Here is a 26,332-nt window from a genome sequence, read left to right as displayed (position 1 = left end):
CTATTTGATTTGTCTTTATGTAAAAAGTCAGTTGCCATGTCGTGGATCCATTTTGTCACGCAGGCCATCGCCCAGCAGATTGAAAGCCAGGCTGGCGAAAAGAATCGCCCCGCCCGGTGCAGCGGCGACCCACCACTGATCGAAAATGACTTTGCTGCCTTCAGCAACCATCGAGCCCCATTCAGCCGTCGGTGGCTGAATGCCCATGCCGAGAAAGCCCAGACCGGCAGAGGCCAGAATGATGCCGCCGAGGCTGAGCGCCGCGCGCACCACAGCGCTGGGCAGGCACAGCGGCAAAATGTGGCCGAACATCAGTCGCAACCCGCCGATGCCCTGCATCCGTGCGGCCGCCAGATAATCGCTGCGGCGAAGTGCCAGTGTCTCGGCCCTCGCCTGTCGTGCAAACGGCGGCCAGCTGGTGAAAGCCAGAGCCAGTGCACCGTTCATCAGACCGGGGCCCAGGATCGCCACCAGCGCCAGCGCCATGACCAGACTGGGCAAGGACATCACAATATCGGTCAGTCGCATCACAATGCGTTCATACCAGCCGCCAATGTAACCGGCGCTGATACCGATCAGCAGGCCAACCGGAATGGTCAGTACCAGGATCAGTGACACCAGCAACAGCGTCGGGCGCGCGCCATATACCACACGCGAGAGCAAATCACGGCCAAAACCGTCGGTGCCCAGCCAGTGGGTTTCCGATGGCGGCAGCAGACGCAGCTCGATGTGTTGAATGTTCGGGTCAAACGGCGCCAGCCACGGTGCGAGCAGCGCGGTCAGTACCAGAATAGCGACCAGCACCAGCCCCACAGAAAACGTGGTGATGCGCCGGGCCGGTTTCCAGACGGATGTTTCGGCTTCCGCCTCAACCTGCGTGGGTTGTTCAGGGATCATTTGAGTCATAGAAACTACCGGGTCCGCGGATCGAGCAGATAAGTAAGGGCGTCAGCCAGCGCATTAAGCAGCACAAAGCAGGTGCCGATCAGCAGCGTAGCGCCAAGAATTGCCGGAGTATCCGCGGCGAACAGCGCGGTGGTCAGATAACGTCCAACGCCCGGCCAGGCAAATACCGTTTCCGTCAGAACCGCCCCTTCCAGCAAACTGGCGTAGGAAAGCGTCAGCACGGTGATCAGCGTGCCGAGCACATTCGGGAAAACGTGACACAGCAATACACGTACCCTGCCCGCGCCTTTCGAGCGCGCCAGAATCACATATTCTTTGTTCATTTCGCCGAGCATCGACGCACGCAGAAGGCGCGTAATGCCCGCCATCGACAACATCGCCAGCACCGTTACCGGCAACCATAAGTGGCTGATGGCGTTGTAGAACATTTCACGGTCGCCGGAAAGCCAGGTATCAATCAGCACAAAACCGGTGCGCGGCGTCATAGTGTACATATACAGGTCATCAAGCCGTCCCGGCCCGCCCGCCCAGTGCAGTACCGCGTAAAACAGCAAAAGGCCGAGCAGGCTCAGCCAGAAAATCGGTACAGAATAACCGAGCAGCGACACCATTCTCGCAACGTTATCCAGCCAGCTTCCCGGTTTCCACACCGCCAGCAGCGCCAGCAGAATGCCGAGTGTGCCGCCAAGCAGGATCGCACAGGTCGCCAGTTCGACCGTTGCCGGGAAGGTGCGCATCAAATCGCTGGCGACCGGCTGCGCGGTGATGCGGGAGATACCCATATCGCCGTGCGCCAGTCTTTCCAGATAACGGGTGAACTGCACCGGCACCGACTGATCGAGACCTAAATCACGACGCACCTGCGCATAGGTGGCTTCACTGGCGTGATCACCCGCCACCTGAAGTGTCGGGTCAATCGGAGCAAGATGGGAAAGCGTAAAAGTAAACGCCAGCAGGCCGAGTAACGTCAGCGCCAGCGAAATCACGCCAGTCAGCAAACGGCCTGACCAGCGCCAACCCTGCCGGACGAATCCGGCGGGTGTTGAACTGTCTGTCATTACTTAGTGACCTTGCTGTAGAAGACCATGTCAGGGTTGATGCCCTGCACGTAACCTTTGATGTTGTCGCGTACGGCAATCAGGCTTTTCGCTTGCAGGCCAATCACGAACGGTGAGTTTTTCTGTACTTCCAGTTGCAACTGACGGTAATCCGCCACGCGTTTGGCCTGATCCGGTTCCGCAATCGCGGCCAGCGTCAGTTTATTGAGCGCCGGAATGGACCAGTTCGCCCGCCATGCCAGCGTTTTGCTGCCATCTTCCGGGTTGAAAGCAAACGCCGAAGCGTTAGTGTTCGGGTCAAAGTAATCCGGTCCCCACGAAGACATATACGCATCGTAATTGTGTGATTTCACTTTGGTGGAGATCTGCGAGCTTAAACCCGGATCCAGTTTCACCGTTACGCCGCCCTGCGCGAAGCTGGCCTGCAACGCCTGGGCGATGTCCAGGTACGGCGGCTGATTGGCGGTAGACAGCGTGAAGCTGACGTTGGTCAGCCCGGCTTTTGCCAGAATCGCTTTGGCTTTCGCCGGATCATAGGTGTATGGCGTGTCATTCAGCGCGCCCAGATAACCTTCCGGCAGGAAGGCCTGATGCACCTGGAACTGATCTTTCATCAGGTCGTGCGCAATGTGGTTGTAATCGAACAGGTAACGGGCCGCTTCCCAGAACGCAGGATTACCCAACGCCGGAGAAGCTTTGGCGTTGAACTGCATGAAGTACAGCGAGGCATACGGGATCGCCAGAGGCTTAACGCCTTTTTTGCCGGCGAGTGCGGCCATCTGGTCAGAACCGAGATTACGCGCCATATCGGCATCCCCCTGCTCGATCAGCAAGCGGCGTGCGGCAGGATCCGGGACGTTTTTGATCAGAATGGTTTTCAGCTTCGGCGCGCCTTCCGGCGAAGTCGGATTCGCAGACAGAATCACCACTTCATGCGGAATGTAGTTGCGGATCTGATACGGGCCGGAACCGGCAGAATGGTTGCTCAGCCACTGATGCCCCAGGTCGTCAGCAGTGGCGTTAGCTTTCACCAGTTTGCTGTCAACGATAGAAGATACCGGCGCCGACAGCAGGCTCAACACGAATGACGGGCTGACATCGGCGGTCCAGCTGACTTTCACATGCTGATCATCGATTTTAGTCAGGAAGGTATCGACGTTTTTATCGGTCCAGCCCAGTTGCGTCAGAATGAACGAAGGTTCGAGATTCAGCTTCACCACACGCGATAACGAGAAAATCACATCATCGGCTGTCAGCGGATTACCGCTGGCAAAGGTGGCTTTCGGTGACAGCGTGAAGGTCAGGCTGCGGTTATCTTTACCTGTTTCCCAGGAGGCCGCCAGCGTCGGTTTTAAATCGATCGGGTTGTTCGGGTCAGACTGCACCAGACGCTGATAAATATTATTGAAAGCCTGAACCGTGGTCAGTTCGAAGCCCTGCGCCGGATCAAAACTGGAGGTGTCATCAATGGATTGCGCGATAACCAAAGTATCCGGCGGCGTGGCAGCCTGCGCAGAGAAAGTAGCCGCAATAGCCGTAAACAGGACGGACGGTAATAAAGCTTTCATCAGGTCAGACTCTCCAAGGTAGCGAAATTGCTAAAGTTTTGTTGAGTGTAAAGTTTCTTCAACCTACCAGAAAGTCTGATAAATACTATCGTTATGCGAATTTTGCATAACGTTATCTGATTGGTTATTAAAGCGTCGGAATGCGGTCTGGCGGGGGATTGTTACTGTACAAACCACAGGGAAATACCCGCTGAAGGGATGTGGGAATGAATAGCACGTAAACCGGGGGGTGTTAAGGGAAGCGGGCTGCACGGAAGGCCCCGCACAGCGCGCAGATGCGGGGCTTAGCTCAGCCCCGGCACATCAAAACCGGGAGAAACGGACAACAGCATTCGTACCTGTTTGACCAGCTCACTCATGCAGTCATCACGCATGCCGTAGTTGTTCAGCTCTTTTTCCAGGGCAAACAGATATTGTGCATTGGTCCCGAGCGGGCCGCTGGCCTGCGCAATCAGTGGCGCGATAACCTGATAATCGGTATCGGCCTCATATTGCGGGTGCGAGGGATCCATAATGAACACCAGCGCCGTCACCTTGCGGCCATCGTCGAGATTCAGTTCGCACCAGGTCGGACGATAACAGCCGGTCAGCATTTCACGCTTCCACAGCAATTCGAGTTCATCGAGAAGTGTGTCTTCCGGCAGACGGAACGCCAGACCGGTGGTTTTTCCGCCATCCCGCAGCGCCAGCATGCGGCCAGGTTGCGCATGGGTACCACGCCCGGAGGTGAGGCGTAAACAGAAGGCACGATGATAACCGTGCAATGTGGCGGGTCGCGCCTCTTCCGAGTCAAAAACCGGGTTCCACATCAGTGAACCGTAACCAAAAATCCAGACCGGGCTGTTGTCGGGGCGACGCACCAGCGTGCAGCTCAGAGAGGCTGCGCGCTGTTCAGGGGTCAGTAGCATCGACTCATCAATGCTGCCGAATGCTGTTTTGCAATCTGCGTTACGCAGGAAATCTCGAGTTAACATTCATTCCCCCTTCGGTACGACTTACTTTTGAACATGCCATGCTGTTAACGCTGTGTTCTCCGTTATCGTGAGTTTCATTTAATAACGCTATCGGACAGTTTCGCCTGAGCTTCAGGCCGCAGGGCAAATTTATTAGGAAGTTTCGTATACCCCTGCTGAATGAAACCTTATTCGTTTCTTTCGTTGCAATCAAGGTTGAGAGCGATCACAAAACGAAAATAAAGTGATTATTTTATGAACATTGCATGAATGTTGATATTTAGGGGGGGAATAAAACAAAAACAGCGGGAACCCGGAGGCCGGGCAGACCTTCTGGCAGGCGCGGGATCGCCCTCACCTGCCATTCATATCAGGATTTCTTAGGATGCCACTTATCGTCATCTCCTTTTTTATACCCATGTTTCACAGCGGCCCAGGCAACTTTATGCGCCGTTTCCTCACGCGAGTCATCGCCCTGCCGGTCTTTAGGTTTTTTATACTCATCCCAGGCGCTGTTAAACGCTTCCTTATAGATATCCTGCGCATGGGCAGGAAGCACATTGCGCACGGATTCAGGCAACGCTGAGCGGTTCTGATAAGGCATAGTCGTCTCCTTTTTCATAGCGTTCATCGCATTGATATTTTTTATGTGCGGCGTCTGCGCACAGGATAAAGTCTAGCTGCTACCCTCAAAGGACGCTGCCAGATTATTCTCGTTATCGGGCCGCTGACTGCACATTTACTCCATGAAATTGTGTGGGTATCCTGATGATTTACACAAACTGACGCATAATCGCCATATTACTACAATATCAATATAATACATTGTTTTTAAATGACTTAATATTTTAACAAAACGAATTATTAGGGTGTTTATTGCTGGTTAATTCAGATTATTCCATGATAAACAATTGATATGTCATTTTTTATGCATTAACAATGACTTTACCCTGTTAATAGATTAATTTATCTACTATACTTAACAGGTTAGACCTTTATGCTGCCAGGCATTTTTCTGACAACTGACAGACAGGCGGTTGTTATTACGTGAGCGTTTATAAGGAGAATAATCATCATGGTGTCTTCACAGGAACATCCAAAAATCAAAACCCGCCATCAGGAATACTCCCTGGTTTTTCCCATCGCTGCACTTATCGTTCTCATCCTCTGGGGCAACAGCAGTAACTTTGCCTCGGTTGTCGGTATCAATTTAATCGCGCTGGTCGGTATCCTCGCCAGCGCCTTCAGCGTGGTGCGTCATGCCGACGTACTGGCACATCGTCTTGGCGAACCTTACGGGTCGCTGATCCTCAGCCTTTCAGTGGTCATCCTCGAAGTCAGCCTGATTTCGGCCCTGATGGCGACCGGCGACGCCGCGCCCGCGCTGATGCGTGACACGTTGTTCTCGATCATCATGATTGTTACCGCCGGTCTGGTTGGCGTTGCCCTGCTGTTGGGCGGGCGCAAATTTGCGACACAATATGTGAATCTCGGTGGGATCAAACAATACCTGATGGCGATATTCCCGCTGGCGGTGATTGTGCTGGTGCTGCCTGCCGCGTTGCCGGCGGGCAATTTCTCGACGCTACAGGCGTTGTTTGTCGCGATGATTTCAGCCGCCATGTACGGCGTATTTTTGCTTATCCAGACCAAAACCCATCAGAGCCTGTTTATCTACGAGCATGAAGATGAAGGCGAAGAAGACGGACACGGAAAACCGTCTTCGAAAAGTAACCTGACGCATACGCTCTGGCTGATTGTCCATCTGGTGCTGGTTATCGCAGTGACCAAGTTCAACGCCAATCCGCTGGAAAGCCTGCTGACCGAACTGAATGCTCCTGCGCAGTTCACCGGCTTCCTGGTCGCGTTACTGATCCTTTCACCGGAAGGTCTGGGCGCACTGAAAGCGGTACTGAAAAATCAGGTACAGCGCGCCATGAATTTGTTCTTCGGCTCCGTGCTGGCGACGATTTCACTGACCGTACCGGCGGTGACCGTCATCGCCACCCTGACAGGTCAGGATCTGATTTTCGGCCTGGATCCGGCGAATATTGTGGTGATGCTGGCGGTGCTGATCTTGTGCCAGATTTCATTCTCCACTGGCCGTACCAATGTATTAAACGGTACCGCGCATCTGGCCCTCTTCTGCGCCTACATGATGCTAATTATGCTTTAAATCTTCATCCTTCGGGTTGCCGCCCTGATACAACCCAAATGATTTTGATTGAATGAAGAATGACAAAAGAAAGGCCGCTCAACTGAGCGGCCTTTTTCATGGGAGGGATGGGAGAATTAAGAGTAGGCGTGGAGAGTGCGTTTACACAGCTCTGAACGCACGCAGTCCTCTTTGCCAAATTCAATGATGCCAATCATCTCGTCTTCTTCGAAGCGAGACATTGCATCGCTGAGCCCCGATACTACGCCGCGTGGTAAATCGCACTGGGTAATATCACCGTTAACAATCACCGTCACATTTTCACCGAGACGGGTCAGGAACATTTTCATCTGGCTGGCCGTGACATTCTGCGCTTCGTCCAGAATAACCACCGCATTTTCGAAAGTACGCCCGCGCATATAAGCGAATGGCGCAATTTCAACCTTCCCTATTTCCGGTCGCAAACAATATTGCAGGAATGATGAACCCAGACGACGTAATAGAATGTCGTAGACCGGACGGAAATAAGGCGCGAACTTCTCAGAAATATCACCGGGCAGGAAACCGAGATCTTCATCGGCTTGCAATACCGGGCGCGTCACAATAATCCTGTCGATTTCTTTGTGAATTAATGCCTCTGCCGCTTTCGCAGCGCTGATAAATGTTTTGCCGCAACCGGCTTCACCGGTGGCAAAAATTAACTGCTTATTCTCTATGGCTGATAAGTAATGACCTTGAGCTTCAGTACGCGCTTCGATGACGGACGTATCGCGGGAGTCGCGAGCCATGCCGATCGATTCCAAACCGCCCATCTGTACTAATGACGTCACAGATTCTTCCTCGCGCTGGCGGTGACTACGTGAATCACTACGAATAACACGTTTTGCTTCACGACGAGCTTTGATCACTGCTTTCTGTCTTCCCATAGTGGCACCTTACAGTTTGATTCACTTAACGCTAAGGCATAATGCCCGCACGGTTATGTTTCACTAACAAATGAGGTTTTGGTCTCCTTTTAGACCAAGTGGAGCCAATGAATAACGTGAAGAGGAAAAGAAACCAAAGGGATTAACGGAAAGTCTTTTGGTTGTTTTCTGTTCACGAGGAGGCATTGTCAAAAGTGTCAATAATGACAAACCGCTGACCCATACAATGAAAATTCCAGAATAAAAGCCAGTGATATTCACATCATTTTGGTAAACATTTACGGGGTCAGTTAAAGAACAGGGTTGAGGTTGAGTGGATGATATTTTTTGCAGCAAGCGGCAGGAAAAAGCTGAAAGTAAAGGTTGAAATATTAGAGAGTCGGAAGCCTGGCCCTCGTTTGCATTTAAGCGACAACAACGAGTGAATGAGAGAAGTGTGTTATTTTCGATCAACAGCCCAAACATGGACTTTACCATTCGCGCTCCCCGCAGTGTTATTAACGGCACCTGCCGTACACCTCGTGAAAACTACCGCTTATAAATGTCAGTATAATGACAGCTGAAACATTTGCGTTACCAAAATGTAAAAAAGTTTGTGGCTGACGTCAATAGGATCATGAGGATCTTTTTCAGATCCTCTTTAATCGTGCTGAATTTCTCTCAGCCCAGCAGATTATTTTTCTTTTCATTGATGAAGTAACTGTTAATGCCTTCCGCCAGCGCATGCGCCATTTTCTCCTGAAACACCGGCTCACCCAGTAATTTTTCTTCCTGTTTATTGGTGATGAAGGATGTCTCCACCAGCGCGGAAGGAATTCGCGGGGATTTCAGTACCGCAAATCCCGCCTGTTCAGGATGCGGACTGTGCATGTGATGCACTTTACTAATAGTTGCCGTCAGATGATGGCCAAAATTCAGGCTGCGATGAATGGTTTCGTGCTGGTCGAGATCAAACAACGTTTCTTTAAGGTATTGATCGTCGGTTTTAAAATCGTCGTCATACAACACATCTGCGCTGTTTTCGCTTTGCGACAAATAGCGCGCCATCGCACTGCCCGCACCGTGTTCAGACAGCGCGAAAACCGACGCACCGGAGACCTGATCGTTGGTAAAACCGTCGGCATGAATTGAGATAAACAGATCTGCCTCATGCTGATGCGCCAGGCTGACGCGGTGATACAGCGGAATAAATACGTCATCCTGGCGCGTCAGCACCGCCTGAATACCGTGCTGTTGATCAAGCAAGGTTTGCAGTCGTTTGGCGATGTGCAGCACCACGTGTTTTTCATAGGTGCCTTCGTTGCCGATCGCGCCCGGATCCTTTCCGCCATGCCCCGGATCAATCATCACCAGCAGCGGTTTCTCTGCCCGAGGTGCAGCGGTGGTGACGGGCAAAATCGCGGCGTCAGGGCTTTCTCCGGATATCGTCACGTTCAGCACACCGTTTTCCGTGCTGCGCGTAATCTTCGGTTTACCGTTTACCTGCAACACAATGCGCGCCACTTGCGGGCTGAAGTGAGCAATCCTCCCCTCTTTTATCCACGAAAATTTCTGCCTGACCACCGTCAGCGCATGCTCCAGTTCCGGTGGAAATGACGCCATCGGCATATCAATCACCACTCTTTCCGGCGCACTGAGCATAAACACCCGGCTGTATTTATCCGCTGCCGGTAACGTCAGGTAAATCTGACTGGCGTCTGATGTCATGGTAATGCGCACGGCTTTTTGGGCGGCATACAGGCGTGGTGCCGTCAGGGAAAGTCCGATGCCAAAGATCAGTAATTTTCTGCGGGCATGGTTGATGGTCATAACAGTCTCGGAGCAGGCATCGTAATAAATCAGTTTGACGATTTATCATCATGACATTGCTGAGATTTTTTGGGATGCAGCGGAGTATTAACAGGCGGTGAATTGCGTAACGAAGCGTAAAAAGGATTTCTGGATTGAGCTTCTCCCCCTTCGCAGGGGGAGGCATTAAATTACGCTTCGATTAACGATTGACCGAGATAGTGGCTTTCATCTTTATTCCCCGGCAGCGTGAAGAAAAAGCCGCCGCCATTCGGACGGATATACTCTTCCAGCGCTTCGCCGTTCAGGCGTTTCTGCACGGTCAGGAAACCTTTTTCCAGGTCATGCTGATAACAGACAAAAATCAGCCCCATTTCCAGTTGCCCGGAATGGGTCACGCCAAGCGAATAGCTGTAGCCACGGCGCAGCATCAGGTTTTCATCGGTGGCTTTGGTACGCGGATTCGCCAGACGGATATGCGAATCAAGGCGGATGGTCTTACCTTCCGGGTCTTTTTCGTAATCCGGCACATCGTGCTCCTTTTCCATCCCCAAAGGTGCGCCGGTGGCTTTGTTACGCCCGAAAATAGACTGCTGCTCCTGCAACGGCGTACGGTCCCAGGATTCCACCTTGAACGGGATCAGACGTGTGGCCTGATAACTGCCGCCAAGCGTCCACGCCGGTTCGCCCTGACCGGCGGTGACCCAGACGGTTTTATCCATCAGTGGTGTGTCTTTCGAGTCAGGATTCGCCGTGCCGTCTTTAAAGCCCAGCAGGTTAATCGGCGTTTCTTTGCCCTGACTGCGCGCTGCGTGGGACGAAATAAAGCCGTCACGACGCCAGCGCACGCTGAGTAAATCCGGTGTGTACTTGATGATGTCACGCAACGCATGCACCACCGTATCGTTGTTGTTGGCACAGATTTGCAGTGACAGATCACCATGACAGAGTGTGGCATCCAGTGAATCATTCGGGAAACGCGTCATGCGCTGCAATTTCAGCGGCTTATGCGGCGCTAATCCAAAGCGCTCATCGAACAGGGAATCCCCCACCGACAGCGTCATGGTCAGGTTATCCGGGTAGATTTCTGCCCCCATCACGCCGGAATCCATCGGCGGGAATTTCGGATCCATTGAAGGTGCGGTGCCACCCTTGGTCAGGAAGGCAAACCGTGAATCAAGGAGACGGAAAAGACGCTCCAGATCGGCTTTGTTGGTGGCCAGCACGTCAAAGGAAACCAGCATCATCGACGCCTGTTGTGGCGTTAAAATCCCTGCCTGATGCTCGCCGTAATAAGGTTGCCTGCCCCAGCGTTCGTCCGGGGAAACCGTGCCTGGCGTGTACTCTTTTTTTGCGCCGGGTGTTTTCTCAGCCTGCGCCGTGGCAGCGCCGCCCAGGGCAAATGCCCCGCCTAACAATCCCACACCTTTCAGCAAACTGCGGCGGGAAGAAGAAACGTCGTTCTGATTATCGTTTTTGTGACTCATTGCTATGCCTCGGGAATTTAAAAGCTCCCTCCCCTGCGAAGGGGAGGGTTGGGGTGGGGTATTACGGTCAAAAACAAAAGTTGAAGCGTGCTTCAGCCAGTGTATGGTCTGCTAAACCCCCTCCCTGCCTCCCCCTTCGCAGGGGGAGGAGTTTAATCTAAACCAAGCACACCGCGCAGTTTGGACAAGTCTTCTGCCAGCGTGGTGATCGGCCCTTTCATTGCGTTACGGTCTGCATCAGACAGTTTTTCATAATTCTCGTAACCGTCTTTGGTTTTGTATTTATCCAGCAGCGCATCGACGGTTTTGAAGTTAGCGTCGATTTTATCCAGCAACGGTTTATCGGCTTTGACCAGTAACGGACGCAGCAGATTGACGATTTTTTGTGCGCCATCAAGGTTGGCACGGAAATCCCACAGGTCAGTGCGGCTGTAACGGTCTTCTTCGCCGCTGATTTTACTGGCGGCCACTTCTTCAATCAGGCCCGCCGCGCCGCCGACCACTTTGCTAGGCGGGAAAGTCAGGTCTGCGATACGTTTTTGCAAATCAACGGTATCGGTATAAAGCTTGTCAGCAAAGGGTTCGGTGCCTTTGGTGGTTTTGTCCGCGAAGAGAATTTTCTCCAGACGGTGGAAACCGGTGAAGTTAGGATCTTCGGCTTTTTTCTCGAAATCATCTTCACGGGCGTCGATGCTGCCGTCCAGATCAGAGAACAGTTCGGCAATCGGTTCGATGCGCTCATAGTAAACACGGGTTGACGCGTAAAGGGATTGTGCTTTCGCCAGATCACCCTTCTTCACTGCGTCGGTAAAGGCTTTGGTATGCGCCACCAGTTCAGCGACCTGCTGCGTCACATAGACTTTGTATTCCGCAATCGGGCCAACCAGCGCCATGGCGTCAGGCTTACCGGAAGCGGCTGTCCCCTCGGCGGTGACAGTCAGTTTGCCTTTCGGATTGCTCAGCAAGCCACAGGTCATGTCGTATTCGCCCGGTTCAAGGTTAGCCGTCATTTTTTGCGTGAAACCCGGTGCCACGTTTTCACGTTCTTCCACCACCATCACGCCTTTCAAAATTTCCCATTCCAGGTTTTTCTGACTGTTGTTATGGATAACAAACTGGGTTTTACCGGCGGGCACGGTCAGCGCCATCGGTTCACATTGTTTGTCGTTAACAGCAATTTTGACCTGACGAACATCAGCAGCCAGCACATTGGCGCTCAGCGCAAAAGCCGGCAGGGATAACAGTGCAATCTGTAAAGCTTTACGGCGAAAATGTGTCATGTACAACTCCGTGACAAAGGCAAGATGATGGAAAGGTTTAAGGATCAACGTCGTGTTTTTTGCCCGGCAGAGGCCGGCGCGGCCACAGGCGATTTACCTTGTGGCATAAAGAACAGGAACAGCGCAGGGATCAGATACAGGAAGTACACCGCGACTTCGCTGACCGTCGGGGCTTCCTGATAGCCAAACATCCCTTCCAGCAACGTGCCGAATAAAGAGTGCGTGGATAATGTGCCGCTCAGATCAAAAGCAATATCCTGCATACGGTTCCACAATCCGGCTTCGTGGAAAGCGCGAATAGCCCCCGCAGCCAGCCCGGCGGCGACAAACAGAATGAACAGGCTGGTCCATTTGAAGAACTTCGCCAGATGCAGCTTCACCCCGCCGTAGTAAATCAGGAAACCCAGCACGATGGCCGCGCCAAGCCCGAGCACTGCGCCGATCGGCGCTTCGATGCCGACATCCTGCTGGAAGGCCGCCAGCAGGAAAAACACCGATTCCAGACCTTCACGCGCTACCGCAAAAAACACCATCGCGACCAGTGCCCAGCCCTGACCGCGGCCGGAATTCAGCGCATGATCAATCGCCCCTTCCAGATGCACTTTGATAGAACGCGACACTTTGCGCATCCAGAACACCATATAAGTCAGGATGCACACCGCAACGACGGCGACGATACCTTCAAACAGCTCCTGCTGTTTTTGTGGAAACTCACCGGTCGTGGCATTGATGAAAAGACCGAGCGCCAGACAGAGTGCGGCAGCGATGAAAACGCCAATCCAGACCACACCGAGCCACTGCCCGCGTTGCGTCCGTTTGAGATAGCTGGCAATCAGGCTGACGATCAGTGCAGCTTCCAGCCCTTCGCGAAACATAATGAGAAACGGAACGAACATGACGAGCTCCCGAGCCCTGAATTCTGACGAACAACAGAATGTGTAAGGTCTCTGTAAAGAAAAGTAAAAAGAAACGATAGTGATTATCATTCTTGCCAAAAGAAATACAAGAGGTAACCGATCCTTTTTTTGAAGCGTGATCGGTAAATAGACAGGAAAAATCAGGACGGGGGGATTATCCGGCGGAAAATGCTGAAAACCGGGGGCTGAATGCCCCCGGTCTGAGTGTCATAAAAGTAAAAAACCGTTAAATAGTATTATATTCCGCTTCCGCAACAGTGAAGCGCTGTTCCACGGCGGCGGAAGGTTTACGCCCCGCCAGGCTGACAATCCAGATAGCCAGTGACGCGAAAATAAAGCCGGGAATGATTTCATACAGTTCGGCCCAGCCGTATTGTTTCCACAGGATCACTGTCACGGCACCGACGATCATGCCTGCCAGTGCACCGTTACGCGTCATACGTTTCCACATCACGGAAATCAGGATCACCGGTCCGAATGCTGCGCCAAAACCGGCCCATGCATAACTGACTAAACCGAGAACACGGTTTTCCGGATTGGCGGCCAGCGCAATCGCGACCAGCGCCACAACCAGCACCATCGCACGCCCTACCCACACCAGTTCGCGCTGGCTTGCGCCTTTGCGCAGGAAGGCTTTATACAAATCTTCGGTAATCGCGCTTGAACACACCAGCAACTGACAGCTCAGGGTACTCATCACCGCCGCCAGAATAGCGGACAGCAAAATACCGGCAATCCAGGGATTAAACAGAATTTTCGTCAGCTCGATGAACACGCGCTCACCGTTTTGCGTCACGTTGCCCGCTTCGCCCGGATTATTGCTGAAGTAAGCAATCCCGAAGAATCCTACGGCAATGGTGCCCGCCAGACACAAAATCATCCATGTCATGCTGATACGGCGCGCGCTGCGGATAGTTCGGTGAGAATCGGCCGCCATGAAGCGCGCCAGAATATGCGGCTGACCAAAATAGCCCAGTCCCCAGCCCAGCAATGACAAAATCGCCACCAGATTCATGCCCTTGAACATATCGGTGTATTCAGGGTTTTTGGCATTGATTACCATCATCGAGGTATCAATACCGCCCACTGCGAGGATGACGATAACCGGTGTCAGGATCAGCGCGAAAATCATCAGGCTGGCCTGCACGGTATCAGTCCAGCTGACTGCCAGAAAACCGCCGATAAAAGTATAAATGATGGTCGCCGCCGCACCAGCCCAAAGTGCAGTCTGGTACGTCATGCCGAAGGTGCTTTCAAACAGACGCGCACCGGCCACGATGCCGGAGGCACAGTAAATGGTGAAGAACACCAAAATCACAATCGCGGAGATAATGCGCAGCAGCTTGCTGGAATCTTCAAAACGATGGGTAAAGTAATCCGGCAGTGTCAGCGCATTATTATTGGCTTCAGTGTGCACACGCAGCCGCCCTGCCACCAGTTTCCAGTTCAGGTACGCGCCGATGGTCAGGCCAATGGCGATCCAGCTTTCCGAAATCCCGGAAATAAAAATCGCCCCCGGCAATCCCATTAACAGCCAGCCGCTCATGTCAGAAGCACCGGCTGAAAGCGCCGTCACCACGCTGCCTAAACTGCGTCCGCCCAGAATATAATCATCAAAGTTTTTGGTTCGTAGATACGCGATGAGCCCAATAAAAATCATCCCGAAAATATAAACACAAAACGTCACCAGCATCGGTGTGTTCATTGTCATTCCATTCTCCACTTCTTATTTTTTGCGATGTTGTCCGGCAGCTGTCTGTCCTGAAGCACTCCACCAGAAGTGCCGCTAAAAACCTGCCGGGGCGAGATGATGGCTGAAACCCTGTAAGGTTGCAGCAAGACTCTCCATATTTTTTACGTAGTCACTGACTCTGTGTGGTTTTTGTTCAAAATTACTGTCGGGCCGGATACTGGTTTAGCCTGATCCACTTTTCAATATTTTTAACATTTCAAATACACAAAATTCACCCTCCATCACAGTTATCCGCAATACCGGTTGTACTTTGCACTGACAAAAGTTGCACCTGATGCAACCTTTGACATTCTCCTCAGGTGAATGCAGGCAAGATCCATGCCGTTATTTTATTGTTAAAAATGCCAGACAAATCACAACAGGCATACTTCATGCATTAACAGGGTTGCACAAGGTTGCAACATAGAAGATATTGCTCAGCATAAAATAACGAATTCACCTGAAATTTTTTATATGGAGTGTTTGCGCATGGGTATGACGACGATGGGCGTGAAGCTGGATGAAGGTACACGCGACAGGCTTAAAGAAGCGGCTCACAAAATTGACCGCACGCCGCACTGGCTGATCAAACAAGCGATATTTTCCTATCTGGAACGACTGGAAAATGGCGATACGCTGCCGGAAATTCCGGCGCTGAATGGCGCTGCGCCTGAAGGTATGGAAGATGTCGCTGTGCAACTGGTTCAGGAAGCCCATCAGCCGTTCCTAGATTTCGCCGAGCAGATCCTGCCACAGTCAGTCAGCCGTTCTGCCATCACTGCCGCCTATCGCCGCCCTGAACCTGAAGCCGTGTCGATGCTGCTTGAACAGGCGCGTTTGCCTGCCCCGCTCAATGATGCTGCGCTGAAACTGGCTGCTGACATTGCCACCAGACTCAGGAACCAAAAGAGTGCAAACGGCCGCGCCGGTATGGTGCAAAGCCTGCTGCAGGAGTTCTCTCTGTCTTCTCAGGAAGGCGTGGCGCTGATGTGTCTGGCGGAAGCGCTGCTGCGTATTCCTGACAAACCAACCCGCGATGCGTTAATCCGCGACAAAATCAGCAACGGTAACTGGCATTCGCATCTGGGCCGCAGCCCGTCGCTGTTCGTTAACGCCGCGACCTGGGGTTTGCTGTTCACCGGCAAGCTGGTGGCGACGCATAATGAAGCGAGTCTGTCAAAATCGCTGAACCGCATTATCGGCAAAAGCGGCGAACCGCTAATCCGCAAAGGTGTGGACATGGCAATGCGCCTGATGGGAGAGCAATTCGTGACCGGCGAAACCATCGCCGAAGCGCTGGCCAATGCCCGCAAACATGAAGAAAAAGGCTTCCGCTATTCCTACGACATGCTGGGTGAAGCCGCGCTCACCGCGAAAGACGCGCAGGCCTATTTGCAGTCCTATCAGCAGGCGATCAATGCCATCGGCAAAGCCTCCAATGGTCGCGGCATTTATGAAGGCCCCGGCATTTCCATCAAGCTTTCCGCCCTGCATCCGCGTTACAGCCGTGCGCAATATGAACGTGTAATGGAAGAGTTGTATCCGCGCCTGCTTTCACTGACCTTGCTGGCACGCAGTTACGACATCGGTATCAACATCGATGCCGAAGAAGCTGACCGCCTGGAAATCTCTCTCGATTTGCTGGAAAAACTCTGCTTCGAACCGGAACTGGCGGGCTGGAACGGCATCGGCTTCGTGATTCAGGCGTATCAGAAACGCTGCCCGATGGTGATTGATTACCTGACCAGTCTGGCACAGCGCAGCCGCCGCCGTCTGATGGTCCGTCTGGTGAAAGGTGCGTACTGGGACAGCGAAATTAAGCGCGCACAAATGGACGGTCTGGAAGATTATCCGGTTTATACCCGCAAGGTTTACACCGATGTCTCCTATCTGGCCTGCGCCCGTAAACTGCTGGCCGTGCCGAACCTGATTTATCCTCAGTTCGCGACGCATAACGCCCACACCGTGGCGGCGATTTATCAACTGGCCGGTAATAACTATTATCCCGGTCAGTACGAATTCCAGTGCCTGCACGGTATGGGTGAACCGCTGTACGAGCAGGTGGTGGGGAAAATTTCTGACGGCAAACTGAACCGCCCGTGCCGCATTTATGCCCCGGTCGGTACACACGAAACACTGTTGGCATACCTGGTACGTCGTCTGCTGGAAAACGGCGCGAACACCTCCTTTGTTAACCGTATTGCCGATGCCACGTTACCGATCGATGAACTGGTTGCCGATCCGGTTCTGGCGGTCGAAGCGCTTGCCGCCAGCGAAGGTCAGGTCGGGTTACCCCATCCGCGAATCGCCCTGCCGCGCAATCTTTATGGCGAAAAACGTGTGAATTCTGCCGGTCTGGATATGTCCAGCGAGCACCGTCTGGCCTCCCTTTCCAGCGCCCTGCTGCAAAGCGCCAGCCACCCGGTCAAAGCGCAGCCGATAATTGATGCGCAAACGGACGACGGCGAATTCCTGCCGGTGATCAACCCGTCTGAAAATACCGATATTGTCGGGTATGTTCGCGAAGCGACAGAAGCTGAAATCAGCCGCGCGCTGGATGCCTCAACCGCTGCCGGGTCAATCTGGTTTGCGACACCTCCCGAAGAACGTGCCGCCATCCTGCAACGCGCTGCAGAACTGATGGAAGCGCAGTTGCAAAACCTGCTCGGCGTGCTGGTGCGCGAGGCGGGAAAAACCTTTAATAACGCCATTGCCGAAGTACGTGAAGCCGTGGACTTCCTGCATTATTACGCCGGGCAGATCCGCGAAGATTTCGCCAATGACACGCACCGTCCGCTGGGGCCGGTGGTCTGTATCAGCCCGTGGAACTTCCCGCTGGCGATCTTTACCGGTCAGATTGCTGCCGCGCTGGCCGCCGGGAACAGCGTGCTGGCAAAACCGGCAGAACAGACGCCGCTGATTGCTGCATTAGCCGTCAGCATTCTGCATGAAGCCGGAGTTCCGGCAGGCGTATTGCAGTTGCTGCCGGGCCGGGGTGAAACGGTCGGTTCGCAACTGGTCAATGACGAACGTGTACGCGGCGTGCTGTTTACCGGTTCGACGGATGTCGCGGGTATTCTGCAACGCAACATCGCCGGTCGTCTGGATCTGCAGGGGCGTCCGACGCCGCTTATCGCCGAAACCGGCGGGCTGAACGCCATGATTGTCGATTCCTCCGCCCTGACCGAACAGGTAGTGACGGATGTGGTCGCGTCGGCTTTCGACAGCGCCGGTCAGCGCTGCTCCGCCCTGCGCGTGTTGTGTATTCAGGACGACGTCGCCGACCACACGCTGCAAATGCTGCGCGGTGCGATGGCGGAATGCCGGATGGGCAATCCGGAGCGCTTGTCTACCGACATCGGGCCGGTGATCGACGCCGAAGCCAAAGCCGGTATCGAAAAACACATCGATGCGATGCGCACCAAAGGCCGCACCGTGTATCAGGCTGCGCAGGAATTTACGGCTGACCAGCAGGAATGGAGCCGCGGTACCTTTGTTAAACCGACGCTGATCGAGCTGGAAAGCTTCGATGAGATGAAGAAAGAAATCTTCGGGCCGGTGTTGCACGTGGTGCGTTATGCCCGCCAGGATCTGGATAAGCTGATCGGTCAGATTAATGCCGCCGGTTATGGCCTGACGCTGGGTATTCATACCCGCATCGACGAAACCATTCATCGCGTTACGCAGCAGGCACACGTCGGCAATATGTACGTGAACCGCAATATGGTGGGTGCTGTCGTGGGTGTGCAACCTTTTGGCGGCGAAGGCTTGTCCGGCACCGGTCCGAAAGCCGGTGGCCCGCTGTATCTTTATCGTCTGCTGAGCAGCCGTCCGCAAGACGCCGTCCAGCAAACCCTGTTACGTCAGGATCGCGAACTGCCGCTCGATACCTCCGTGCGCGAAGCCTTGCTGGCACCGCACCGGGCGCTGCAACAATGGGCAACGGAGCAGAAACACCGTGAGGAGTTTGTCGCAGTTTGCGAACGTTTCGCCCAAACCAGTCAGGGCGGCACCTTGCGCACACTGCCGGGACCAACCGGCGAGCGTAACACTTACGCACTGTTACCGCGTGAGCGCGTTCTGGCACTGGCGGATAATCAGGAAGATGCCCTGACCCAGCTTGCCGCTGTCACCGCGACAGGTTGCCGCATTCTCTGGCCGGAAGCGCCATTGCAACGTGATTTGTTCAGCATCCTGCCAAAAGCAGTGCAGGCGCGAGTCGATTTCGCCAAAGACTGGCAGAACGATGCGCAGGTATTTGATGCAGTGATTTATCACGGTGATGCGGATCAGTTGCGCGAACTTTGTCAGACCATTGCGCAGCGTCCGGGCGCCATTATATCGGTACAGGGCTTTGCACGCGGCGAGGATAATATTCTGCTGGAACGCCTGCTGCATGAACGTTCACTGAGTGTGAATACGGCAGCCGCCGGGGGCAATGCGAGTCTGATGACGATCGGATAAAGGTTGGGATGGCAGGAAAGCCGCTGCAAGTGGCGGCTTTTAAAAAAGCCTGAAAAAATTTCCCGTTACATTAAGGGCTGAATCGAGAAAATTTCGGTTTCTCAATAACGGTTATCATGTGGCCTTTCGCGCCGAAACCGACCAGAGGGGAAAAGCTTTTCCCCTCTGAACTCCCCTCGCTTTTTCAAACAAGTGATCCGCACGCAAGCTATGTTTCAGGAAACACTGCGACAGGCTGGAAATCTTGCCGCGTAGCGGCGGGATTTTGCGGCTGTCACCTCGCTCGCTGAAACATAGCCTCCAGCGAAGCGCGCAGTGAAAGAGCCGGGGGGGGCTTGGGGGGCGGCGGCGATAAGCCGTCCCCCAAGTCGGTGTGGGCCGACGCCCACGGTTTTGATCTCAGTGGGCCAGGAACTTCTCCAGGAACTGTTTCGTCCTGGCATGTTGCGGATTCGAAAACAGCTCTTTCGCTGGCCCCTGCTCCACGATTTTCCCCTGATCCATAAAAATAGCGCGGTCTGCCACGTCACGGGCGAAACTCATTTCGTGGGTCACAATCACCATGGTGCGGTGCTCAAGTGCCAGTGCGCGGATAGTGTTGAGCACTTCACCCACCAGTTCCGGATCGAGCGCGGAGGTCGGTTCATCAAACAAAATCACTTCCGGGCTCATCGCCAGTGCGCGGGCGATGGCAACGCGTTGCTGCTGGCCACCGGAGAGACGTCGCGGATAGGCATTTTCTTTGCCGCTTAACCCGACTTTTTCCAGAAGCTGACGTGCTGTGGCGATGGCTTTTTCTTTTGACTCGCCCTTCACAATCACCGGTCCTTCGATGATATTTTCCAGGACTGAACGGTGCGGGAACAGGTTGAAGTTCTGGAAAACAAACCCCACCTGCTTGCGCAGCTCACGGACGTTATTCTTCTGTTTACTGAGCGGCTTACTGGCATCAATTTCGATATTGCCGACTTTTATGGTGCCGCCGTCCGGCTCTTCCAGCAGGTTAATGCTGCGCAGCAAGGTGGTTTTACCCGAACCGCTTGGCCCGATGATCGCTACCACTTCGCCGGCGTTGACCTGTAAATCGATACCGTGCAACACCGTTTGTCCGTGGAATTTTTTTGTCAGTTGCTTTACGTCAATGGTACTCATGAAGGCTCCTGATCCTGACGGTTAACGCGGTCTTCCAGACGGTTTTGCAGGAAGGATAAAACAGTCGCCAGCACCCAGTAGATAACCGATGCGGCCAGATACATGGTGAACACTTCCAGCGTGCGCGACGTCACAAGCTGTGCCTGACGGAACAGTTCCGGCACCTGGATGGTCGCGGCCAGCGAGGTATCTTTTACCAGGCCGATAAAGCTGTTACCGAGCGGCGGCAGCGCGGTGCGGGCGGCCTGCGGCAAAATCACGCGGCGCATGGTCTGCCACGGATTCATACCAATACTGGCCGCCGCTTCCCACTGCCCTTTTTCGATGGACGAAATCGCCGCACGCAGGGTTTCGGAGGTGTAGGCCGCGGTATTGAGCGACAGGCCAATCATGGCTGCCGGGATAGGATCCAGCTCGATGCCAAACTGTGGCAGACCGTAGTAGATCATAAACAATTGGGCGATCAGCGGCGTGCCACGGAAAACGGAGACGTAAAAACGCGATAACCATGACAGCGGCCAGAAATGCGAAAGGCGCATCAGCGCCAGCACGAAGCCCAGGATAAGACCGAACACCATTCCGCCCAGACTGAGCTGGAGCGTAAACAGTGTTCCTTTCAATAAAAATGGTGCTGAATCCAGCACCAGTTGAATACTTTCTTGCATCCGATAAGAACCTTATGGATCAGTTCGTAATGAGCCGGAGCGCCAGTCTGACGCTCCGGTTTTACGGGTATTATTTTGTGACGTCAGCACCAAACCACTTTTCAGAGATTTTGGCGAGCGAGCCATCTTTCTGCATTTCAGCAATCGCTTTGTTGATAGCAGCCAGCAGTTCCGGGTTGTCTTTGCGAATGGCCACGCCAGATTCCAGACGGGAGAACGGTGCGCCTGCAACGGCTAAGGTATCACCGGTTTTCTTCACCAGATCCAGTGCTGCCAGACGGTCAACCAGAATGGCGTTGATACGGCCTACGCGCAGATCCTGATATTTAGTCGGGTCATCATCATAAGTACGGATGTCCACGCCCTGCACATTCTCGCGCAACCATTGCTCGTAGTTACTGCCCAGACCCACGCCGACTTTTTTGCCTTTCAGATCTTCAGGTTTAGTGATGGTGCCTTCCTGACCTTTTTTAGTCAGCGCCTGAATACCGGAAACGGTGTATGGCGTAGAGAAGTCATATTTTTTCTCACGCTCAGGCGAAATGGTCACCTGATTGATCACCACATCAATACGCTTGGATTCCAGCGAAGCCAGCATGCCGTCCCATTTGGTCGGTTGCAGTTTCGCTTTAACGCCCATGTGCTGCGCCAGTGCATCGGCGAACTCGACTTCAAAGCCGGTCAGTTTGCCGTCTTCACCCTGGAAACTGAACGGAGGGTAAGTCCCTTCCAGCCCGACAATCAAGGTGCCGCGATCTTTGACTTTCTTCAGTAACCCTTCGTCAGCAAAAGTATTGCTGACCATGCCTGCTGTCAGCGTGACCGCAACAGCACCCAGAAGTAAACGACGACGCAGTGTAGAAAAACCCATATTCACCTCAGTTATAGTTAGTTATAGAACGCTATATCCCCTACGAATTTGCGCACAGTAGCACCCGCCGCGTCAGTTATCAGGAATATAATTCCATAATCTTAGCTCAAAAAAGCATAAGCGGATTTTAGAGTATTAAACCTGCGGATGATACGCAAACAGTGCCGGTGCACCGCCGGTATGAATGAACAGGATCGGGCCTTCATCCGGGAACAAATCACGCGCTATACCGTCGAGCAATCCGGCCATCGCTTTGCCGGTATACACCGGATCCAGCAGCATGGCTTCCTGCTCTGCCAGCAATTTCACGGCGGCGGTTCCGGCTTCATTTGGCTCACCGTAGCGTGGCGCAAAATATTCGTCCCACAAGGTAATTGACGGCGTTTTCTCACCCAGTTGTAATTGTGTTGTCACTTCCCGGGCAATGGCTTCAACTTTGGGACGCTGGGCATCGGCACTGCGCGACACTGTCACACCAATCAACTGCGTGTCTGGCATTAAATGTTGCAAAGCGACGGCCAGACCAGCGTGCGTACCGGCGCTGCCCGATGCCACCACCACGGCACTGAAATCCACAAAACTGGCCGAAGACTGCTCGGCGATTTCCAGCGCGCACTGCACGTAGCCGAGTGCACCAAGCGCATTGGAACCGCCAACCGGCACGACGTAGGGACGAAAACCTTGTGCTTCCAGACGTTCGGCTTGTTCTGCAAGCTGCGCCATCGGGTCATCAAGCGCATCGCACATCACCACTTCCACATTGAACAGATCCAGCAGCAGACGGTTGCCGTTGCTCAGATAATTGACTTCGGTGGTGCCGATCGGGTTTTCCAGCAACGCAACGCATTTCAGGCCCAGTTTGGCGGCCACGGCGGCGGTCTGGCGTACATGATTTGACTGAATGGCACCAGCGGTCACCAGCGTATCCGCACCTTCTGCCAGCGCTGCGGCGGCCAGATATTCCAGTTTGCGCAGCTTGTTACCGCCCATCGCCAGCGGCGTGATGTCATCGCGTTTAATGTAAATGTCACGTCCGGCGTATTCGGAAAGACGATGCAGTTTTTCCAGCGGCGTGGCGCTGCCCAGTAAATCGATCCGATCGAAGGCTTCCAGCCGGGTTTTAAGCAAAGAAATTTTAGCAGGCACGATGTTCCCCTGACGCACAGCACGGTGCCGCACGAAGTCGTTATAGTCGAAGTTGGTTTGAGTTTAGAGACAGGTTATTGAGTAAGTATATAAAGAATTTATAGAAACTGCGGACAGATTCAAGACAAAAAAACAGGCTCCCGGAGGAGCCTGTTTGTGCATTGCGTGTCAGTCTGTCTGAGATCCGATTACGCGGATTTCTGCCAGGCCAGATACTGGTCGTATTTGCGCAGGGCAATACGGTAGTTGTCATGACCCGCCACCGGCAAATCATTGATGATCCGCTGGTGGATACTGTCCCCTGAAAGTTTATCCAGAGGATAGTTGTTTGCAGAGAGGATTTCATCCAGACGGCGGAGGCGGACAACATACTCGCGCACCGTGCTGTGATTCATCTCAGTCTGCTCAAACAGATATTGCTTAAACGCCATAATGTCAAAATAGGACGAATGGCTGTTACAGCTTATCTCACTGCAAAAACGACACAGTGCGGTCAGTTCCTGCGACAGGTTGTGCCACACGTCATCATCAATAGGCTGGTCCATCTTGGCGATGGCCTCTTTATTGATGATTTGCCCGCGAAACACCAGTGCCATCCTGTCGAGTTCTTTTGCACACTGTGAGCAATGAGTCTGACTGTGTTTAAAATCTTTAAGATAACGGCTTAAAGGCCTTGTTTTGATTCCCGCTGGCATAAATTTATTCCTGATAAGGGATATAAAATGTATAACCGGCCAGGAAAAAGCGGATCAGTGGTCGTTGGCCAGGCGTGTTCGCAAACGCTTAATCGCCTGACTGTGGAGCTGGCTTACACGGGATTCCCCGACGTCCAGCACCGCCCCGATCTCTTTTAAATTCAACTCTTCCTGGTAGTAAAGCGTAAGTACCAACTTCTCCCGTTCAGGTAACGCATCGATAGCTTCCATCACCCGGTGGCGTAAATTACCCTCCAACAGATGATGTAACGGGTTGGCCTCTTCGTGCCCTTCCATCAATGCCTCGGCAGTATCGCCGTGCTCTTCGCGCCATTCGTCATAAGAAAACAACTGGCTACTGTTCGTATCCATTAATATCTGCCGGTATTCCTCAATGGGAATATCCAGCACCTGCGCCACCTCTCCTTCACTCGGCGGTCGCCCTAATTTCTGTTCTGCGCTATGCATCGCCTGGGACACTTCACGCGCATTACGTCTGACACTACGCGGCACCCAGTCGCGGCTACGCAACTCATCGAGCATGGCGCCGCGAATACGCTGAACGGCATACGTCGTAAACGCCGTCCCCTGCATCGCATCAAAACGCTCAACCGCATTTAACAGGCCGATCCCGCCCGCTTGCAGTAGATCATCAAGCTCTACGCTGGCGGGAAGCCGCACCTGCAAACGCAGGGCTTCATGGCGCACAAGCGGAACATAGCGCTGCCACAAAGAATTTTTGTCTATCACGCCGTCGGCGGTATACAGATCGCTCACTGTCGTAACCTGGCAAATTTAGGGTCAGTATCATTGTGCCAGTGATAATCGCTAATCAATCGGCTGAATAAGGCCTGAAAAACGCGGTTATTTTGATTATGTCTCGCAGATTCTGTTTGCAGACGTCCGCCGGTAACACCGCAAACGATTGACCAAAAAACAATCGCAACATAAAGATTATCTTAAATTATACCAGCGAATGCCCCGCATTAATCCTTAAGAATGGTAAATTTTAGTTAAAAAAAACCCCGCCGGAGCGGGGTTTGTTCTGTTTGTAACCGAACTGCGTAATTTGTCGACTAAGACAATTATTGCAGCAGGGACAGTACAGACTGAGGAACCTGGTTAGCTTTAGACAATACTGAAGTACCAGCCTGCTGCAGGATCTGTGCTTTAGACATTGCTGAAACTTCTGTTGCGTAGTCAGCATCCTGAATACGGCTCTGTGCAGAAGACAGGTTAGTCGTGGTGTTGTCCAGGTTGGTGATGGCAGAATCGAAACGGTTCTGAACCGCACCCAGTGAAGAACGGAAGGTGTCAACTTTAGCGATAGCAGCGTCGATTGCTTTCAGTGGGTCAGAAGTCGCAACGCCAGTGTAAGCGTTGGTGTTAGCAGCACTGGCGATGTCGCCGATGGTGCTTGCAACGTTCGCAGTACCGGTAGCGCCGCCGTCAACGATAGCGCCAGCTGCAGTTTTGTAGTCTTTACCCTGAACGGTAACGTAACCTACTGCTGCGCCAGTGGCGTCTGCGCCAACTTTAACCAGTTTGCCAGTCTGAGTACCTGCAGTAACACCGTTGTCAGTGTCAGTGTAAGAAACGTCAGTGGTGTTCAGTGTTACAGCGCCAGTTGCGTCATCTACAGATGCAGCGTAGTTGCTGGTACCATCAGAAACAACGTAAGTTGCAGTCGCTGCGCCAGCTGCTGTCTGAACGTTTTTCAGAGACAGTTTGCTTGCGTCCAGGCCCAGAGAAGTTGCCGCTGCAGACAGGTCAACGTTTTTCAGGGAGCCGCTTGCGCCAACCTGAGTGATTGCATCGCTGGTTTTCAGTGCGTTGCTTGCTACTGAGAAACCGTTCAGACCCAGAGTGGTAGAGTCGATTTTCTGCAGGTCGATGTCGATAGTCTGACCATCGTTAGCGCCAACCTGGATTTTCATCGTCTGGTTAGAGGCCAGTACGTTCACGCCGTTGAACTGAGTCTGACCAGATACACGGTCGATTTCAGACAGACGGGAAGTGATTTCGTCCTGGATTGAGGTCAGGTCGGAATCGGAGTTGGTGCCGTTAGCAGCCTGAACAGACAGCTCACGAATACGTTGTAAGTTGTTGTTGATTTCGCTCAGTGAACCTTCAGTGGTCTGCGCAACAGAGATACCGTCGTTGGCGTTACGTGAAGCCTGAGTCAGACCGTTGATGTTAGAAGTGAAGCGGTTAGCAATCGCCTGACCAGCAGCATCGTCTTTTGCGCTGTTGATACGCAGACCGGAGGACAGACGCTCGATAGCGGTGCTCAGAGCGGACTGGGATTTGTTCAGGTTGTTCTGAGTCATCAGAGACAGCGTGTTGGTATTGATAACTTGAGCCATGAGTGTATTCCTTCAAATCTGGTTAAGGGTTCGGGCTTATTGCCCACGGCGTTCATCACCGTCCAAACTTGTATCGGCGGTACTGCGGTAACCTTTAGAATTATTTCTCAAAAAATCCGGTTTTCTTACTTTGAGAATTACCCTTCCTTATACCGCCTATTCACGCCATTACTTTTTGTTGTGATCTATTAAACTTTTTCTCC

Annotated in this window: 21 protein-coding genes; 2 read left to right on the top strand and 19 right to left on the bottom strand. The window is 53.1% G+C overall.

Annotated features, from left to right (window positions below; translation table 11 throughout):
- Positions 1-27: 27 nt before the first annotated feature.
- From ABIC79_RS21135 to chaB, 5 genes are all read right to left on the bottom strand, one after another.
- Entirely contained in the window at positions 28-906 is an 879-nt protein-coding gene (locus ABIC79_RS21135; RefSeq protein WP_013575758.1) for an ABC transporter permease, read from the bottom strand.
- A 5-nt stretch (positions 907-911) separates the two neighbouring features.
- Positions 912-1,964, bottom strand: coding sequence for an ABC transporter permease (locus ABIC79_RS21130; protein ID WP_013575759.1), 1,053 nt, complete (start codon positions 1,962-1,964; stop codon positions 912-914).
- Entirely contained in the window at positions 1,964-3,532 is a 1,569-nt protein-coding gene (locus ABIC79_RS21125; RefSeq protein ID WP_013575760.1) for an ABC transporter substrate-binding protein, read from the bottom strand. Before ABIC79_RS21125 ends, ABIC79_RS21130 begins: the two co-directional genes overlap by 1 nt.
- A 284-nt stretch (positions 3,533-3,816) precedes the next feature.
- A complete protein-coding gene (locus ABIC79_RS21120; protein ID WP_121019255.1) occupies positions 3,817-4,506 on the bottom strand; it encodes a gamma-glutamylcyclotransferase in 690 nt (229 codons plus the stop codon).
- Positions 4,507-4,855: 349 nt separating this feature from the next.
- Complete coding sequence (gene chaB, locus ABIC79_RS21115) at positions 4,856-5,089, bottom strand: putative cation transport regulator ChaB (protein WP_013575762.1); 234 nt, start codon at positions 5,087-5,089, stop codon at positions 4,856-4,858.
- A 471-nt stretch (positions 5,090-5,560) separates the two neighbouring features.
- Here chaB and chaA point away from each other — a divergent pair, with 471 nt between their 5' ends.
- Positions 5,561-6,661 (top strand): sodium-potassium/proton antiporter ChaA, encoded by a 1,101-nt coding sequence (gene chaA, locus ABIC79_RS21110; RefSeq protein WP_013575763.1) that lies wholly within the window; start codon positions 5,561-5,563, stop codon positions 6,659-6,661.
- A 116-nt stretch (positions 6,662-6,777) separates the two neighbouring features.
- Here the strand turns inward: chaA and phoH are convergent, their stop codons facing one another.
- The 7 genes from phoH to putP form a co-directional block, all read right to left on the bottom strand.
- The gene (gene phoH / locus ABIC79_RS21105; protein ID WP_013575764.1) at positions 6,778-7,566 is read right to left on the bottom strand and encodes a phosphate starvation-inducible protein PhoH; all 789 of its coding nucleotides are present in this window, start codon (positions 7,564-7,566) and stop codon (positions 6,778-6,780) included.
- Positions 7,567-7,629: 63 nt separating this feature from the next.
- Positions 7,630-8,043 (bottom strand): hypothetical protein, encoded by a 414-nt coding sequence (locus tag ABIC79_RS21100; RefSeq protein ID WP_071823627.1) that lies wholly within the window; start codon positions 8,041-8,043, stop codon positions 7,630-7,632.
- A gap of 183 nt (positions 8,044-8,226) precedes the next feature.
- Positions 8,227-9,375 carry an N-acetylmuramoyl-L-alanine amidase gene (locus ABIC79_RS21095; RefSeq protein WP_354568388.1) on the bottom strand — a complete coding sequence of 383 codons (1,149 nt, stop codon included), beginning with the start codon at positions 9,373-9,375 and terminating at the stop codon, positions 8,227-8,229.
- A gap of 170 nt (positions 9,376-9,545) precedes the next feature.
- Entirely contained in the window at positions 9,546-10,841 is a 1,296-nt protein-coding gene (gene efeB / locus ABIC79_RS21090; protein ID WP_013575767.1) for an iron uptake transporter deferrochelatase/peroxidase subunit, read from the bottom strand.
- 152 nt (positions 10,842-10,993) lie between these two features.
- Positions 10,994-12,121 (bottom strand): iron uptake system protein EfeO, encoded by a 1,128-nt coding sequence (efeO, locus tag ABIC79_RS21085; RefSeq protein ID WP_013575768.1) that lies wholly within the window; start codon positions 12,119-12,121, stop codon positions 10,994-10,996.
- 44 nt (positions 12,122-12,165) lie between these two features.
- Positions 12,166-13,017, bottom strand: a complete 852-nt coding sequence (gene efeU, locus ABIC79_RS21080; RefSeq protein WP_037034423.1) for an iron uptake transporter permease EfeU — start codon at positions 13,015-13,017, stop codon at positions 12,166-12,168.
- A gap of 247 nt (positions 13,018-13,264) precedes the next feature.
- Entirely contained in the window at positions 13,265-14,749 is a 1,485-nt protein-coding gene (gene putP / locus ABIC79_RS21075) for a sodium/proline symporter PutP (RefSeq protein WP_013575770.1), read from the bottom strand.
- Positions 14,750-15,259: 510 nt separating this feature from the next.
- On the opposite strand from putP, the gene putA reads away from it, so the two are divergent.
- Positions 15,260-19,234, top strand: a complete 3,975-nt coding sequence (gene putA / locus ABIC79_RS21070; protein WP_166860429.1) for a trifunctional transcriptional regulator/proline dehydrogenase/L-glutamate gamma-semialdehyde dehydrogenase — start codon at positions 15,260-15,262, stop codon at positions 19,232-19,234.
- A 399-nt stretch (positions 19,235-19,633) separates the two neighbouring features.
- Here the strand turns inward: putA and tcyN are convergent, their stop codons facing one another.
- From tcyN to ABIC79_RS21035, 7 genes are all read right to left on the bottom strand, one after another.
- Positions 19,634-20,386, bottom strand: coding sequence for an L-cystine ABC transporter ATP-binding protein TcyN (gene tcyN / locus ABIC79_RS21065; RefSeq protein ID WP_013575772.1), 753 nt, complete (start codon positions 20,384-20,386; stop codon positions 19,634-19,636).
- Positions 20,383-21,051: a cystine ABC transporter permease gene (tcyL, locus tag ABIC79_RS21060; protein ID WP_013575773.1), complete on the bottom strand. Its 669-nt coding sequence runs from the start codon at positions 21,049-21,051 to the stop codon at positions 20,383-20,385. Before tcyL ends, tcyN begins: the two co-directional genes overlap by 4 nt.
- Before the next feature lie 70 nt (positions 21,052-21,121).
- Positions 21,122-21,922, bottom strand: coding sequence for a cystine ABC transporter substrate-binding protein (gene tcyJ / locus ABIC79_RS21055; protein WP_015690037.1), 801 nt, complete (start codon positions 21,920-21,922; stop codon positions 21,122-21,124).
- Between the two features lie 135 nt (positions 21,923-22,057).
- Positions 22,058-23,068, bottom strand: a complete 1,011-nt coding sequence (locus tag ABIC79_RS21050) for a D-cysteine desulfhydrase (protein ID WP_166860431.1) — start codon at positions 23,066-23,068, stop codon at positions 22,058-22,060.
- 188 nt (positions 23,069-23,256) lie between these two features.
- A complete protein-coding gene (gene fliZ, locus ABIC79_RS21045; protein WP_013575776.1) occupies positions 23,257-23,763 on the bottom strand; it encodes a flagella biosynthesis regulatory protein FliZ in 507 nt (168 codons plus the stop codon).
- Positions 23,764-23,817: 54 nt separating this feature from the next.
- Positions 23,818-24,540, bottom strand: coding sequence for an RNA polymerase sigma factor FliA (locus ABIC79_RS21040; RefSeq protein WP_013575777.1), 723 nt, complete (start codon positions 24,538-24,540; stop codon positions 23,818-23,820).
- Positions 24,541-24,848: 308 nt separating this feature from the next.
- Positions 24,849-26,129 carry a FliC/FljB family flagellin gene (locus ABIC79_RS21035; RefSeq protein WP_013575778.1) on the bottom strand — a complete coding sequence of 427 codons (1,281 nt, stop codon included), beginning with the start codon at positions 26,127-26,129 and terminating at the stop codon, positions 24,849-24,851.
- Between the last annotated feature and the right edge of the window lie 203 nt (positions 26,130-26,332).

The organism is Rahnella sp. 2050, from assembly GCF_040544515.1.
GTDB lineage: Bacteria > Pseudomonadota > Gammaproteobacteria > Enterobacterales > Enterobacteriaceae > Rahnella > Rahnella aceris.
Note: the sequence above shows the minus strand (reverse complement) of the source record. Positions and strands in the feature narration are given on the sequence as shown.

Bases quoted from the DNA above. Each gene is read 5' to 3' on its own strand.
- fliZ (WP_013575776.1), bottom strand. From the start codon at position 23,763: ATGCCAGCGGGAATCAAAACAAGGCCTTTAAGCCGTTATCTTAAAGAT.
- ABIC79_RS21135 (WP_013575758.1), bottom strand. From the start codon at position 906: ATGACTCAAATGATCCCTGAACAACCCACGCAGGTTGAGGCGGAAGCC.
- phoH (WP_013575764.1), bottom strand. From the start codon at position 7,566: ATGGGAAGACAGAAAGCAGTGATCAAAGCTCGTCGTGAAGCAAAACGT.
- ABIC79_RS21035 (WP_013575778.1), bottom strand. From the start codon at position 26,129: ATGGCTCAAGTTATCAATACCAACACGCTGTCTCTGATGACTCAGAAC.
- ABIC79_RS21130 (WP_013575759.1), bottom strand. From the start codon at position 1,964: ATGACAGACAGTTCAACACCCGCCGGATTCGTCCGGCAGGGTTGGCGC.
- ABIC79_RS21125 (WP_013575760.1), bottom strand. From the start codon at position 3,532: ATGAAAGCTTTATTACCGTCCGTCCTGTTTACGGCTATTGCGGCTACT.
- ABIC79_RS21100 (WP_071823627.1), bottom strand. From the start codon at position 8,043: ATGGTAAAGTCCATGTTTGGGCTGTTGATCGAAAATAACACACTTCTC.
- chaA (WP_013575763.1), top strand. From the start codon at position 5,561: ATGGTGTCTTCACAGGAACATCCAAAAATCAAAACCCGCCATCAGGAA.
- tcyJ (WP_015690037.1), bottom strand. From the start codon at position 21,922: ATGGGTTTTTCTACACTGCGTCGTCGTTTACTTCTGGGTGCTGTTGCG.
- efeB (WP_013575767.1), bottom strand. From the start codon at position 10,841: ATGAGTCACAAAAACGATAATCAGAACGACGTTTCTTCTTCCCGCCGC.
- ABIC79_RS21120 (WP_121019255.1), bottom strand. From the start codon at position 4,506: ATGTTAACTCGAGATTTCCTGCGTAACGCAGATTGCAAAACAGCATTC.
- putP (WP_013575770.1), bottom strand. From the start codon at position 14,749: ATGACAATGAACACACCGATGCTGGTGACGTTTTGTGTTTATATTTTC.
- efeO (WP_013575768.1), bottom strand. From the start codon at position 12,121: ATGACACATTTTCGCCGTAAAGCTTTACAGATTGCACTGTTATCCCTG.
- tcyL (WP_013575773.1), bottom strand. From the start codon at position 21,051: ATGCAAGAAAGTATTCAACTGGTGCTGGATTCAGCACCATTTTTATTG.
- efeU (WP_037034423.1), bottom strand. From the start codon at position 13,017: ATGTTCGTTCCGTTTCTCATTATGTTTCGCGAAGGGCTGGAAGCTGCA.
- chaB (WP_013575762.1), bottom strand. From the start codon at position 5,089: ATGCCTTATCAGAACCGCTCAGCGTTGCCTGAATCCGTGCGCAATGTG.
- ABIC79_RS21095 (WP_354568388.1), bottom strand. From the start codon at position 9,375: ATGACCATCAACCATGCCCGCAGAAAATTACTGATCTTTGGCATCGGA.
- putA (WP_166860429.1), top strand. From the start codon at position 15,260: ATGGGTATGACGACGATGGGCGTGAAGCTGGATGAAGGTACACGCGAC.
- tcyN (WP_013575772.1), bottom strand. From the start codon at position 20,386: ATGAGTACCATTGACGTAAAGCAACTGACAAAAAAATTCCACGGACAA.